This is a genomic window from Paenibacillus sp. AGC31 (assembly GCF_057334655.1).
The window spans coordinates 91,171-105,274 of sequence record NZ_JBHFJH010000046.1 but is presented as its reverse complement, the minus strand read 5'-3'; the positions used below and the strand labels follow the sequence as shown (position 1 = coordinate 105,274).

Annotated in this window: 11 protein-coding genes and 1 riboswitch; of the genes, 7 read left to right on the top strand and 4 right to left on the bottom strand. The window is 44.5% G+C overall.

Features of this window, described 5'->3' with window-relative positions:
• Positions 1-54 precede the first annotated feature (54 nt).
• The gene (locus tag ACE04G_RS27665; protein ID WP_076210125.1) at positions 55-1,281 is read right to left on the bottom strand and encodes a glucose-1-phosphate adenylyltransferase; all 1,227 of its coding nucleotides are present in this window, start codon (positions 1,279-1,281) and stop codon (positions 55-57) included.
• A gap of 193 nt (positions 1,282-1,474) precedes the next feature.
• Between ACE04G_RS27665 and glgB the strand changes: the two genes are divergently transcribed.
• The gene (gene glgB, locus ACE04G_RS27660) at positions 1,475-3,481 is read left to right on the top strand and encodes a 1,4-alpha-glucan branching protein GlgB (protein ID WP_449005488.1); all 2,007 of its coding nucleotides are present in this window, start codon (positions 1,475-1,477) and stop codon (positions 3,479-3,481) included.
• A complete protein-coding gene (gene glgA, locus ACE04G_RS27655) occupies positions 3,478-4,920 on the top strand; it encodes a glycogen synthase GlgA (RefSeq protein ID WP_449005487.1) in 1,443 nt (480 codons plus the stop codon). Before glgB ends, glgA begins: the two co-directional genes overlap by 4 nt.
• Positions 4,921-5,065: 145 nt before the next feature.
• Here glgA and ACE04G_RS27650 read toward each other — a convergent pair whose 3' ends face one another.
• Complete coding sequence (locus ACE04G_RS27650) at positions 5,066-6,832, bottom strand: alpha-glycosidase (protein ID WP_449005486.1); 1,767 nt, start codon at positions 6,830-6,832, stop codon at positions 5,066-5,068.
• Between the two features lie 419 nt (positions 6,833-7,251).
• Entirely contained in the window at positions 7,252-8,427 is a 1,176-nt protein-coding gene (locus tag ACE04G_RS27645; RefSeq protein WP_221821614.1) for a M20 family metallopeptidase, read from the bottom strand.
• A gap of 209 nt (positions 8,428-8,636) precedes the next feature.
• On the opposite strand from ACE04G_RS27645, the gene ACE04G_RS27640 reads away from it, so the two are divergent.
• The 3 genes from ACE04G_RS27640 to ACE04G_RS27630 all read left to right on the top strand — a co-directional run bounded on the left by ACE04G_RS27640 (position 8,637) and on the right by ACE04G_RS27630 (position 11,874).
• Positions 8,637-10,073: an ABC transporter substrate-binding protein/permease gene (locus ACE04G_RS27640; protein ID WP_397376263.1), complete on the top strand. Its 1,437-nt coding sequence runs from the start codon at positions 8,637-8,639 to the stop codon at positions 10,071-10,073.
• Positions 10,060-10,782: an amino acid ABC transporter ATP-binding protein gene (locus ACE04G_RS27635; protein ID WP_017688094.1), complete on the top strand. Its 723-nt coding sequence runs from the start codon at positions 10,060-10,062 to the stop codon at positions 10,780-10,782. Before ACE04G_RS27640 ends, ACE04G_RS27635 begins: the two co-directional genes overlap by 14 nt.
• Positions 10,783-11,002: 220 nt before the next feature.
• Positions 11,003-11,200: riboswitch (cyclic di-AMP (ydaO/yuaA leader) on the top strand.
• 2 nt (positions 11,201-11,202) lie between these two features.
• Complete coding sequence (locus ACE04G_RS27630) at positions 11,203-11,874, top strand: 3D domain-containing protein (protein ID WP_221821611.1); 672 nt, start codon at positions 11,203-11,205, stop codon at positions 11,872-11,874.
• Between the two features lie 104 nt (positions 11,875-11,978).
• Here ACE04G_RS27630 and ACE04G_RS27625 read toward each other — a convergent pair whose 3' ends face one another.
• Complete coding sequence (locus ACE04G_RS27625) at positions 11,979-12,770, bottom strand: polysaccharide deacetylase family protein (RefSeq protein WP_449005485.1); 792 nt, start codon at positions 12,768-12,770, stop codon at positions 11,979-11,981.
• Between the two features lie 153 nt (positions 12,771-12,923).
• Here ACE04G_RS27625 and lpdD point away from each other — a divergent pair, with 153 nt between their 5' ends.
• Both lpdD and ACE04G_RS27615 read left to right on the top strand, forming a co-directional pair.
• Positions 12,924-13,265 carry a prenylated flavin chaperone LpdD gene (lpdD, locus tag ACE04G_RS27620; RefSeq protein WP_221821609.1) on the top strand — a complete coding sequence of 114 codons (342 nt, stop codon included), beginning with the start codon at positions 12,924-12,926 and terminating at the stop codon, positions 13,263-13,265.
• A gap of 111 nt (positions 13,266-13,376) precedes the next feature.
• Positions 13,377-14,048 carry a PspA/IM30 family protein gene (locus ACE04G_RS27615; RefSeq protein ID WP_076210133.1) on the top strand — a complete coding sequence of 224 codons (672 nt, stop codon included), beginning with the start codon at positions 13,377-13,379 and terminating at the stop codon, positions 14,046-14,048.
• The last annotated feature ends 56 nt before the right edge of the window (positions 14,049-14,104 follow it).

Sequence of the window (14,104 nt, the reverse complement as noted above, 5' to 3'; positions counted from 1 at the left end):
CATATCAACACAAAAAAAGGTGAGCCATTCAAGGCTCACCTTTTTTGCATATTATTATGAAGAAAGTTCACCTGTGCGCAGGCGCCCACTTTTCTCATATACTTCTTTCAACATACGAACAGGTTGCGTACGGACAGCCGGTTTGGCAGAGACGATCTCGTTAGGTCCAACGACAACAATTTCATCTGCCGTACCTTTAACAATTGCACCGTCCTTGATTATTGCCCCTTCACCGATGATGGCGCGTTCGATGTGAACCCCACGGCCTATGCGTGCATTAGGCATAACGACACTGTCTTTAACCTCAGAGCCTTTACCCACTTCTGCACCGCAGAAGATAACGGAACGCTCCGAACGACCTTCGATTGCACAAGAGTCGTGAATCATGGAAGTAACATGTTCGATCTTTGTATGTCTTGCTTTGTAAGCACTTGGCTTGGAGCGCCAGTCGCGAGTAAACATCGGCCAGTTTTCTTTTTGCAGACTCCAGTCTTCCTCGTTGTGTAACAGATCCATATGTGCATCCCAAAGGCTCTTAACCGTACCTACGTCTTTCCAATAACCATTAAAGTTATAGACAAAGAGGGGATTATTTTCGTTCAACATTTGAGGAATAACATCTTTACCGAAGTCATGGCTGGATTCAGGGTTAGCGGCATCTTCCAAGAGATGGCGTTTCAGATAATCCCATTTGAACATGTAAATGCCCATTGAAGCCAGATTACTTTTTGGTTCAGCCGGTTTCTCGGCAAACTCGGTTACACGTAAATTCTCATCAGCAGCCATAATACCGAAGCGATGTGCTTCATCCCATGGAACTTCCATTACTGAAATCGTTGCTGCTGCATTATTGGCCTGATGAGCCTCCAACATCTCGCGATAATTCATATGATAAATATGATCACCCGACAAAATTAGAACATTTTCGGGGTTTTGCTGATCAATATAGTCAATATTTTTATAAATAGCATCCGCCGTTCCCAAGTATTCGTCATTTCCTGTATGATAAGATGGAAGTAAGGAAATTCCTGCCTGACTTGAGTTACCATGTCCCCATGGTTCGCCTTGACCAATGTGATCATGCAAAGATTCCGCTTGGTACTGCGTTAATACTCCTACAGTATCGATCCCTGAGTTTACGCAGTTACTGAGAGGAAAATCGATGATCCGGTAGTGCCCGCCAAACGGTACAGCGGGTTTTGCGATACTTGAGGTTAAAGGGGCTAATCGCTTCCCTTCTCCTCCCGCCAACAGCATAGCGATGCAATCTTTATTAAACATAATCGTTTCCCTCCCAAAATATTGTGCATTGTAGTACATCATTAACGCAAAGTAGAGCAGATGAAACGATTGTTACTGTAAAAATTCAGAAAAAAGACAACATTTTCTAAGACACCGCATTTTTCTTTTCAACTTGGCTAGAATGGGGTAATGGTTACTGTTATATCTATTTTCTTGAGAAGAAGGTGATCTCTTGGCCATTCAACCGTTGGCACACCCGGACATATTGCCGGAGCATATTTATTTATTTCATGAAGGTAACCTTCATCACAGTTATCGAATTTTGGGCGCACAGCCTGAGATCTGCGATGGCCGTCAGGGGTATCGCTTTACCGTGTGGGCACCAAATGCCGCAGAAGTAGGATTGGCTCTGGACCGTAATGGATGGAAAGGTGAAAAGGAACCTTTATATAAGATACCCGAATCAGGATTTTGGAGTCGTTTTTTTCCGGAAATTAGTGAAGGAACTTTATACAAGTTCCGTATATTAACGGAAGACGGAACAGAATTGCTCAAAGCCGATCCTTATGCGTTTCATGCGGAGGTTCGACCTCAGACAGCCTCTGTCACCAGTTCAATCGAAGGGTACAAATGGAATGATGGAGCCTGGAGACGCAAACAACGCGGGCTGTATAATAAACCCCTACATATTTATGAAATGCATATGGGAACCTGGAAGCGCAAAGAAGACGGAAGCCTCTACAGTTATCGAGAGATGGCTGATTTGCTTGTTCCTTACTTATTGGAAATGAAATATACACATGTTGAGATGATGCCTCTTAGTGAGCATCCTTATGATCTTTCGTGGGGATACCAAAACACTGGATTTTACGCGCCAACAAGCCGTTACGGACAGCCCAAAGATCTGATGTATCTGGTGGATACACTACATCAGGCTGGAATTGGAGTTCTGCTGGATTGGGTACCAGCGCATTTTGCCAAAGATGCTCATGGGTTGCGTATGTTTGATGGTACGCCTTTGTATGAGTATGCAGACCCGATGTTAGCAGAGAAGCCAGGCTGGGGTACTCTTAGCTTTGACTACTCGAAACCTGAGATTCGTTCATTTCTGATCTCCAATGCATTATATTGGATGGAGATGTATCATTTTGACGGACTCCGTGTTGATGCGGTTACGAGTATGCTTCGGCTTGATTTTGAGAAGCAGCCAGGTCAATATCGTACCAATGATGAAGGTGGTCTTGAGAACAAGGAAGCTGTAGCTTTTTTGCAGCAGCTGAATCAGACGGTGTTCAAGTATTTCCCTTATGCATTGATGATGGCTGAAGAATCCAGTGCATGGCCAATGGTGACTTTACCTGTAGATGAAGGTGGTCTGGGCTTCAACTACAAATGGAACATGGGCTGGATGAACGATACGCTTGATTACATGGAATCTGATTTTCATGAGCGTCCTTCCAAACATCATTTGCTGACTTTCCCGGTCGTATACTCCTTTGCTGAAAATTATGTGCTACCTCTGTCACATGACGAGGTTGTTCATGGCAAAAAGTCGCTCCTCGACAAGATGCCAGGAACCTATGAGCAGAAATTTGCCGGCATGCGTGCTTTTCTGGGCTATTTTATGACTTTCCCAGGGAAAAAGCTGTTGTTTATGGGTGGAGACTTTGGCCAGTTCATCGAATGGAAAGATGAAGATCAACTGGACTGGTTCTTGCTGGATTATGACAGTCACCGCAATTTGCATAAGTTTGAGCGTGAGCTGTCTAACCTGTACTTGAGTGAAAAAGCTTTGTGGGAGCTTGATCATTCCTTGGACGGTTATGAATGGATCACTCCGGATGATCAGGACCAGAGTGTCATTTCATACGTACGCAAAGGAAAAAAACCTGCGGATACACTCCTTGTGCTCATTAACTTTCAGCCGGTCAAGCGGGAGCGTTACCGGATTGGTGTCATGCGTCCCGGTATGTATACCGAAGTACTGAACAGTGACCATTCCGTTTACGGCGGTTCAGGCATTACTAATGATATGCAACTGCCCACCGAAAAGATTCCTTTTCATGGGCATCCGCATAGTCTCGAATTGGTATTGCCTCCGCTTAGCATCGTGATTCTAAAAAAGAACACGCGTCGGAAAACGGATGAATCACCTGCGAGTATAACTTCCGTCAGTTCAAAAACAAAGAATAATAATGAAAGCAATACGCTCAAACCGAAGAGGAGGACAAAGGCATGAATATTCTATTTGCTGCTGCTGAAGTACATCCATTTATCAAAACAGGAGGCCTTGCTGACGTAATCGGTGCTCTCCCGTTGGCATTGAAGAAGAGCGGGGCAGATGTGCGGGTGATTATGCCTAAATACAAGGGGATTCCGGATGAGTATAAAGACGCGTTACAGCCCGTAATTACAACGGATGTGCCTCTTGGCTGGCGGAGACCTTATTGTGGAATAGAAATGCTGGTTCATGATGGGATTCCAGTATATTTTGTGGATAATGAATATTATTTTGGGCGTGATGGAGTGTACGGTTATATGGATGATGGCGAGCGTTTCGCCTTCTTCAACCGTGCAGTTCTCGAAGTGTTGCCACAGATTGAGTTCAAGCCTGACGTGCTGCACAGTCATGACTGGCATGCAGGAATGATTCCTTTGGTGCTTGAAGCACACTACAGACACGATCCATTCTACAGTGATATTCGTACGGTATTCACCATACATAACTTGTTGTACCAAGGGGTATTCCCGCATGAGTTATTCAGTGATATCCTTGAGCTGGACGATCGATATTTCACCGTGGATGGAGCCGAGTATTACGGTAATGTCAACTTCCTGAAGGCTGGAATTGTCTACGCTGACCATGTAACAACCGTTAGTCCAACTTACGCACAGGAAGTGAAAACATCTTATTACGGATACGGTCTGGACGGACTGCTTAGTTCACTTGGAGATCGATTCAGCGGGATTGTAAATGGCATTGATACCAAGAGTTACAACCCGGCTACAGACACCAAAATCCCGGTGAAATACAGAACAAGACTGTCCAAAAAAACGGAAAACAAAATTGAGCTGCAAAAGGAACTTGGCTTGCCTGTTCGACCTGATGTACCCCTTATGGTCATGGTCACAAGGCTTGTGGATTCCAAAGGACTTGATCTGGTCTGTCGTATCCTGGATGAATTGTTATATTATGATGACATTCAATTCGCGGTACTGGGAACAGGAGAGCAGGCGTATGAACACTGGTTCCGTGAAGCCGCGAATCGTTATCCACTTAAAATGTCTGCACAGATCAAGTTCAACGACGGGTTATCCCGTCGGTTCTATGCAGGCAGTGATATCTTCCTGATGCCATCCAGATTCGAGCCGTGTGGTATTAGTCAGCTGCTGGCTCTGCGGTACGGTAGTGTGCCTCTCGTAAGGGAAACAGGCGGTCTGAACGACACTGTGCAGGCATACAATGAGTTTACTGGAGAAGGGAATGGTTTCTCATTCACAAGCTTTAATGCACATGACATGATGAATACCATTCGGCTTGCTGAGGAGATCTACAAAAAGCCAGAACACTGGAAGAAAATTGTGAAGAATGCAATGGGTGGAGAATACAGCTGGAACGTCTCTGCTGAAGAATATATGGACATTTATCGTCGGATCACACTTGACCCTGTAAACTAATGCAATCCTGAAAAAGTCGCAGCATATCATGCTGTGGCTTTTTTCAATCCAATAAACAAAACACTTCCAAAGTTCAGAATGAAGTATCATCTGAGACGATGGAAGTGTTTTTCTTTTCTTTTATATGATTCTTCAGAATTAAACCTCAGCCGTGTTGGATGGTTGTCGGATCAAGCTGTCTATACAAAATGCGGTACCCATAGGGGTCAAGCCTAATATTCATCATTCCATCGGCTGGAAACACAGGCTCTTCAGTTAATGCATCTTTCCAGTCTTTTGTTTCCATAGGATGAGAAAGCGTTCGATCTTGAGGTGTATTGTTCATCCATACGGTAAAGTGAAGGTTGTCATCCACACGCTCGTACACGATACAGGGATCATTGTGATCAGCCTTGAGGAATCGGAAGCGTCCTTTGCGCAGGGCTTCATTACTTTTGCGTAAATCGATCATCAGACGATAGAAATCATACAATTCTCTGTCTTGTTTGGCCGGGTCCCATTCCATACATTTTCGACAATCCGGGTCAGCATCACCACTAATTCCCACCTCATCGCCGTAGAAAATACAAGGTGTGCCGATATAGGTGAAAAGAAATACAACCGACAATTTTAAACGGCGTTTGTCTTCTCCTAACCTTGTAAGCAATCGTGGGGTATCGTGGCTGCACAACATATTAAAGATCACTTCGTTGGTTTGTTGCGGATAGCGCATAATCAGTGAACCCATCTCGTTGGCAAAGTTATACCCATCCATTGAACCGCAGAAGAACTGAAGCACTTTGTCGGCAAATGGATAATTCATGACGGAATCGAATTGATCCCCCATGAGCCATGTCAGGGAGTCGCTCCAGACTTCACCAACAATATAGGCTTCCGGATTCGCTGCCTTAACAACCTTGCGAAAATCACGCCAGAAATGGTTGTCCACCTCATTTGCTACATCCAGACGCCACCCATCCAGCTTAATTTCTTTGATCCAGTACTCAGCTACATCGAGTAGATATGCCTTAACCTCAGGGTTGGCTGTATTGAACTTGGGCATGTTGCCATAGAACCCAAATGTATCGTAGGTTGGTATACCATCCTTGATCTGAACCGGATATTCATTGATGTGGAACCAGTCGGCATACTTAGAGTTTTTTCCATTCTGGAGAACGTCTTGAAAAGGAGGGAAGTCTTCGCTGCAATGGTTAAACACCGCGTCAAGCATTACACGTATACCCAGGCGATGACATTCTTCTGTCAATTGTTTAAGCAGGGTATTATCACCGAAATGGGGGTCGACTTTTTTATAATCAATCGTGTCGTATTTGTGGTAGGAATTGGCCTGGAATAACGGGGTAAAGTAAATGGCGTTTACGCCAAGTTCAGTTAAGTCATACAGATGATCCAGCACACCTTGCAGATCTCCACCAAAATAATTGTCCAACTCAGGTTTGCCACCCCAGTCATGCGTTTCTTTTGGATTCAGCTTGGGATCTCCATTAGCAAACCGTTCCGTCATGATCTGATAAAAGACGGCCTCTTTTGCCCACTCGGGCACCTTAAACACATCAATTTCATGTATATACGAGAACTCATAATATCCTCCAGTTGGATAGGGGGTCTCATAATGAATTCCATTATCCGCTAGAAAAACATCTTCTGAACCGGCAGTTATCCGAAATATATAGGTGAGACGTTTGAATTGTGGCCTGACGGCAGCCTCCCAATAATCAAACATATTATCAGAAGCAGCCTTCTCCAATTGAATCTCCTTGTAAGTTCCATTCCAATCGTACTTATCTCCGGTCAGTGCGGTCACGTATTGCACATCATTACGTTTGGTTCTTACGCGCAGATGTATGGTAGACGAATTATAGGCATAAGCCCACTTGTCACGAGGAACATGATACATGGCTTCGAGCAACATGACAGCACCTCCTGAATATAGGATAAGTTATAGAGGTTGTTCAAAAGCCCGCTTTTGATTACAAGTGATGCCTATCGGCATCATTGGCATCGAATATGGAATTCAGCCGAAATGTCCGTTGCTCACGTAGTTTTGCCTACGCTCCGCTACTCCATTTCTAGCTTCATCCCATCTTCTCGGTACTGAAAACCGGTCTTTTGAACACGCACTTATAGTTATAATTAACCAAGTTAGCCAGCAAATGAATCACATTTACTGTAATAAAATGTGTTGTTTTCATCGTTTTCAAAGGTTTCTTTCACAGCATTTCCAGCTTCGGGCTGAATATACTTACAGATAATTTAGAAAAAGGGTGCCCTGAACAACTTGAGATTCAAGATTGTTCAGGGCACCCCTATATAACATGTTGAAAGTGAATTTTAGCGAATAGCTTGCTCAAACTCCGTGCGGATGGTTTGAAGCAGCTCTGGCTGGCTCAGTACGTCATAGGCTGTTGTAGCAAGTGCCTTTGCTCCCAGAATCATGCCATCCAGCGCGCGTTCCTGAAGAGCAAGGTCACGGAAGGCTATGGAGTGCAAGGTATGCACCTCGTCTACAACCCGAATGTAGGGATGGATTGCCGGACATTTCAGGGAAACGTTACCGATGTCCATAGAGCCGTGATCATTACCACTCACTATCTCTTCTTGTGGGATACCAAGTTCCATCAGATTTTGACTAAACGCAGCTGAGAATGCTTCATTGGTAACCATCTCGTCATAGGAGGTTTCATAGTTGGATGTCACCAGCTTGCATCCTGTCTGGAGAGCAGAACCTTCAGCGATCTGAATTACACGTTCTGTGAGGATATTCAGTTCTTTGCGAGTTGCTGCCCGTACATAAAATTGCGCAGAAGCATAGTCAGGAATGATATTTGCTGCCTGACCTCCATTGTTGATCACACCATGAATCCGAACGGTGCTTTTCACTTGTTGCCGGAATGCGTTGATTCCGTTGAACGTTTGAATGACGGCATCAAGAGCATTAATACCTTCGTGCGGACTTGCAGCAGCATGTGAAGATCGGCCATGGAATTCAAATTGCACAGCATCAATAGCCAGCGAACTGCCTGACTTTTCGTAGGCATAATACGGATGCGCCATGAGAGCGACATCACAGTCATCGAACAGACCTGCTTCAGCCATCGGAACTTTGGCACCACGTGTCTCCTCAGCGGGTGTACCAAACACTTTAATTGTTCCGCCGACTTCTTCCAGAATGGATTTCAGCCCCACAGCAGCCCCAAGACTCATCATGCAGATCAGATGGTGACCACAAGCATGACCGATCTCCGGCAATGCGTCATATTCACACAATAATGCAATGGTAGGGCCGGGTTTGGCGGCTGAATAGGTTCCGATAAAGGCTGTCTCCAGTCCAAGGATTGGAGCCTCTACAGTGAACCCGTGATAGATCAGTTCTTCTTTTAGACGAGCAGAAGCAAGATACTCTTCATTCCCCAGTTCGGGGTTGGCACCGATATATGATGAAATGGCTTTAAAACGGGAAGCATATTGATCAATAACCGTCAGGATCTGTGATTTGTTAGATGTCATTAGTAAACTCCTTATGCAAAATGAAAATAATTTATTGATTATATCATGTTTGCTTTATTTTTTCAGAAACAAGTCAAGATTTGTATTGTCAAAATGCATTGCATAATCATGCATTGTACTTTATAATGACTCAGTCATCAACATGAGAAGCATACAAAGTATTGTAAGGGGAGAGAAAAAGGTTGAAATTAATAAGTCGTTACACCATGATGCTGTTGACCTTTGTTGTTCTGCTGACAACTGCCGTTCCTGTGGCACTTGCAAGTGGAACTACAGATAATTCAGGCAGTAAAAAGCTGGTGCTCGGTACAAGTGCCGATTTTGCACCATACGAATTCCATAAAGTGATTAATGGTAAAGATGAAATCGTCGGCTTCGATATTGAGATCGCCAAAGAGATTGCCAAAGATCTTGGCGCTGAGCTTGTGATTGAGGATATGGGCTTCGACGGTCTTCTGCCTTCATTGCAGAGCGGGCGTGTTGATCTGGTGATTTCAGGTATGACGCCGACGGATGAACGGAAGAAAAGTATCGATTTTTCCGACACCTATTATAAATCAAAACAAGTGATTATGGTTCGCAATGTGGATAAAGACCAATATCCAACCATGGCAGAACTTGAAAATGCGAAGATTGGCGTTCAGAAAGGCTCCATTCAGGAAACGATCGGACAGAGTATTCCAGGAGCGAAGCTTACTGCGCTGGATAAAATCTCCGATATCGTGCTTCAACTGCAAACAAAACGCATTGACGCGGCAATCGTTGAAGATACCGTTGCTGCAGGTTATCTGGACGATATCATTGGACTTGCTGCTGCTGTTCCGGACGAAGAGCAAGCAGAAGCGGCAATCGGGATTCGTAAAGGTAATACCGAGCTGCTAGCTGCAGTAAATGGAACACTGGAGCGACTGAAAAGTGAAGATAAAATCAATCAGATGGTGACGGACGCCAGCCTCTTGATGGCGGATAAAGCGAACAAATCACAAAATATTTTCCAAGTATTCTGGGAGTACAAAAGTTTCTATGCTACAGGTGTAGGATACACACTTCTGTTGTCTGCACTTGGGGTTATCTTCGGGGTAATTATTGGATTGATCATCTGTTTGTTCCGTTTGCATGACGCTGCAATCTTGCGCTGGATCGGTACTGCTTACGTTGAAGTGATACGTGGCACACCGATGTTGGTACAGTTGATGATTATTTACTATGGTTTCTCCCTGAGCTTTGGCATTAACTTCACTGCCCTTCAGGCAGGTATCATCACGCTTTCCATTAATAGTGGTGCTTATCTGGCAGAGATTTTCCGTGCGGGTATTCAAGGTGTAGATCGTGGTCAGTTGGAGGCAGCTCGCTCCCTCGGAATGGGCAGAGGTGCAGCCATGCGTTACATCATATTGCCACAGGCTTTCAAGGCCGTATTGCCGGCAATTGGTAATGAATTCATAACGATTATCAAGGAATCCTCCATTATCTCTGTTATCGGTATGGTGGACATTATGTATCAGGCAAGTGTAGTCAAGAACATTACGTACCAAGGCTTGAGTCCATTTTTGATTGCAGCAGCCATCTACTTTGTAATGACGTTTATTTTGTCCAAGCTGCTGGGACGACTGGAAAGGAAGTTGAGTGCAAGTGATAGACGTTAGACAATTACACAAATCTTATGGAAATAACGATGTGCTTAAGGGCATTAATGTGACGATTGGCAAAGGCGAGGTTGTCGTGGTTATCGGTCCTTCCGGTTCAGGTAAAAGTACATTCTTGCGTTGTCTGAACCTCTTGGAACAACCTACATCAGGTGAAATCGATTTTGAAGGTGTTTCAATTACGGACCCCAAGCACAACATTAATGCAACTCGGGAAAAAATGGGCATGGTGTTCCAGCATTTCAACCTGTTCCCACACAAAACGGTACAGCAAAACATCACGATTGCTCCGATTAAAGTGAAGAAACAATCCACGCAGGAAGCGGAGAAAATTGCTGCTGATCTGCTTAACACTGTGGGCTTGTACGATAAAAAAGATACATTCCCGAATCAGCTGTCCGGTGGACAGAAGCAGCGGATCGCTATTGCAAGAGCATTGGCTATGCAGCCGCATGTCATGCTGTTTGACGAGCCTACTTCGGCACTGGACCCCGAGATGGTCGGTGAAGTGTTGGATGTCATGAAACGTCTTGCAGAAGGTGGGATGACTATGGTCATTGTAACGCATGAGATGGGTTTTGCACGTGAAGTAGGAGACCGGATCCTGTTCATGGATGGCGGGGTTATTGTAGAAGAGGGAACACCTGATGAGGTGTTTGGAGCACCGAAAAATTCACGTACACGTGATTTTCTTGCCAAAGTACTCTAAATGAAAGTGATCAATAGCGTTACTGACTTCGAGTCGGTGACGCTATTTTTTTATGGTTAATAATCACGTATGGATTCGGAAAAGTAACTATTCTGTTACCAAATGTAAAGGAATCGGGTCGTCCAATATTTCTAAAGTATCCAGTACTCTTACATATGCTTACATGCTAAAAAACCATTTGGTAAGAATTACTACAAGTTCAGGTTACAAAATTGTGATATATTGAACTCTGCCGAAACTTCCGGACAGGGAGTGCGGGGGATGTAACGATGCAGATTTGTGCAGGGGGAAGATCTACAGCACACTGCTTGGGGTGAATTAGGGGTACATAACGTTTCAAATGTAATGAAGAACCTATAGGGTGGGCTCCTCATCCGAATCCGACAACTAACTTCGCAGGCACAATGAGGGAGGAAGACCATGATTAACAAGAAACGTATAGCCAAAACAGCAGTAGCATTAATGACAACAGCAATGCTCATTCAAGCCGTTCCGGCTCACGCCGATTCAGTTCATGTGGCCAAAGAAGGGGATACCTTCTACACCTTATCAAAACAATATGGAGTAGCAATGAACACGTTGGTTAAAGCAAACAACGACATTTCACCTTACAATATTTATGGTGGTTTGAAAATTACAATTCCCGGTAAGGCAAACAATCTAGCTGCCGCGGCGACGGGGAGCAAGACCCAAGCCAAAACGGTTACTACAGCAAGCTTGGACGTTAACGCAGATAACAAAGTGGTTCAAGCCTGGGGTAAAACATTCGATTACAGCAAAGCTGTGAACGTGAAAGCAACGGCATACTCTGCAGATCCGTCTGAAAATGGAGGCTGGGGTGCAGTCGATTATTTCGGAAATGACCTTGAACTGGGTACGATTGCAGTTGATCCAAGTGTAATTCCACTCGGAACCAAAGTACTGGTAACGGGTCACAGCCATCCAGGATTGCCAAAACAGGCTTTTGTAGCCACAGCGCGTGATGTAGGCGGTGCAATCAAGGGTCACCGGATTGATATCTTTATCCCGGGTAGCAAACAGTCCGTAAGCACATTTGGATTTCAGGATATCGAGCTGTACATTCTGAAGTAGAAAATTAATTACATCTAACGAATTCAAACAGGGTGTCTGCCAGTCGCAAACTTGCGATTGAACAGCACCCTTTTAATATTCTCATTTATTTCTTCATCGTCATCTTAATCTTTGGCCTTTGACAATCCCAGCATTTCGTCCAAGGTGACAAGTTCATATCCGCGCTTTTGCAATTCCTCAATGATTTCAGGCAAAGCCTCAATTGTGCCGTTCAGGTTTGATCCTACACCGCCTCCAGCATGTTGCAGAACGATGGAGCCTGGTTTTACGGCAGACAGGATGTTATCTTTCACCTGTTCCTTTGAAAGGCCTTTCCAGTCCAGAGAGTCTACGTTCCAGTTCACAATGCTATAGTGTTGTTTGGCAGCCCATCTCAGCTGTTCTTCATTAATGTCTCCATAAGGCGGCCGAATCATCTTCGGCGTATATCCCGCCAAACGTCGAATAATATCCCCGGTATGTAAAATTTGTTTGCGAAAGGCATTCATCGACAGCTTACTGAATTCAGGATGATTGTAGCTGTGATTACCAACCATATGCCCTTCCTTAATGATGCGTTTCACCAGATCCGGATGTTTCTCTGCACGACTACCCACGATGAAGAATGTAGCTCTGACATTGTATTTCTTCAATACATCCAGCACTTGTGGAGTAAATCGTGGATCAGGTACATCATCAAAAGTCAGTGCAACCTTCTTTGTTGAAGGACCATTGGTTTTGAACGTATCGGCATATTTTTGACGTAACTGTCCCAATGTCAGTTGTTCTTCTTCCGTAGAATCCGAACCTGATACGGATTCACTTGGCGGGCTTGAAACATCCCGCGATGAAACTGGAGCATGATACCCTCCGAGAAAAATAACGATAACCATCAGCATAATGAGGCGTACGCGCATAATAACGGCCTCCTTTTCCAAAATGACGTTCTCTTTGGTATGCCCGGGCTATCCATAAGTTATGCGTAGTGTGAGAATTTTCATTGCCGATGTAGCTCATGAAAGCCATAATTCCTCCATATATAACATATAGAAAAGGATAGGTGGATGGGTATGAGTACATATGATTTGAAATCCATACGTTTACAGGTGATTGAAGCAGGAGAAGATAAGGTTTTTCTCGTTACGGGAGGAAAGGCGCATATTGGCGCCGCAGCCACATTCTATGTAGATCATGAGCGCGTAAGCGGGACGACGGTACATATTCCCGGTCATAAGGAACAAGAACTGTGTGAGCGGCTTGCCCGGAAGGCTGCCCAGCAGCTGAAAGTAACCGTTACGGTGATCATGGGTATTCATTTTGATTCCATCACGCGGATGCAGATCGACGAAATCGTGCAGACTGCAGAGAGGTTGATGGAAGATCATCTGATCAAAGATAAACGATCTTCCTGACGTAAGAGTCATCGAATGTTTTGATTTTATTTGCTAAAATTGAAACGAGTTGTAGATTGTTACGTATGTATGTTTATATACGATGTAATATCGACTAGGAGGAATAACATAATGTCCATTTTCAAACGTTTGCGTGATCTAACCATGTCTAACATAAACGCCATTATTGACAAGGCGGAAGATCCAATCAAGATGACGGACCAATATATCCGCGACATGCAAGAGGATCTGGAAGATGCGGAGAAAGCAGTAGCTCAACAAATCGCCATTGAGAAGAAATTCAAGCAGTTATTCGAAGAGCAGGAAGCTCTTGTGAAGAAACGTGAAGAGCAGGCGCATACGGCGGCACGTGCTCAGAATCTGGATTTGGCTCGACGTGCTCTGGAAGAGAAAAAGGCTGCTGAAGAGAAGATGGCTGAGTATAAAACCAGCTATGACCAAAACAAGGCTTCTGCAGATAACCTGCGTGGCAAGCTCGACGAGATGCGTAAGCAACTGACTCAAATGAAGAACAAACGTGAAACACTGGTAGCCCGCTACAATGCAGCAAAAGCCCAAACGGAAATCAACAAAGCGTTGAATGGGTTTGGCTCTGATACTGCAAGTGCTGGTATGAAGCGTATGGAAGAGAAAATGATGCAGATGGAAGCACAGGCAGAAGCAAGTAACGAAATGTCTTCCAAAGGCAAGTCTTTGGATGAAGAGTTCGAGAAGTTGGGTAAAGATCAAGCTGTTGAAGACGAACTCGCAGCATTGATGAAACAGTACGATAATAAGAACTAATACCTTGGTTGTCAGCAGGGTTAACCAGCGGAGGAGAAGAGCATTTCTCCTTCGCT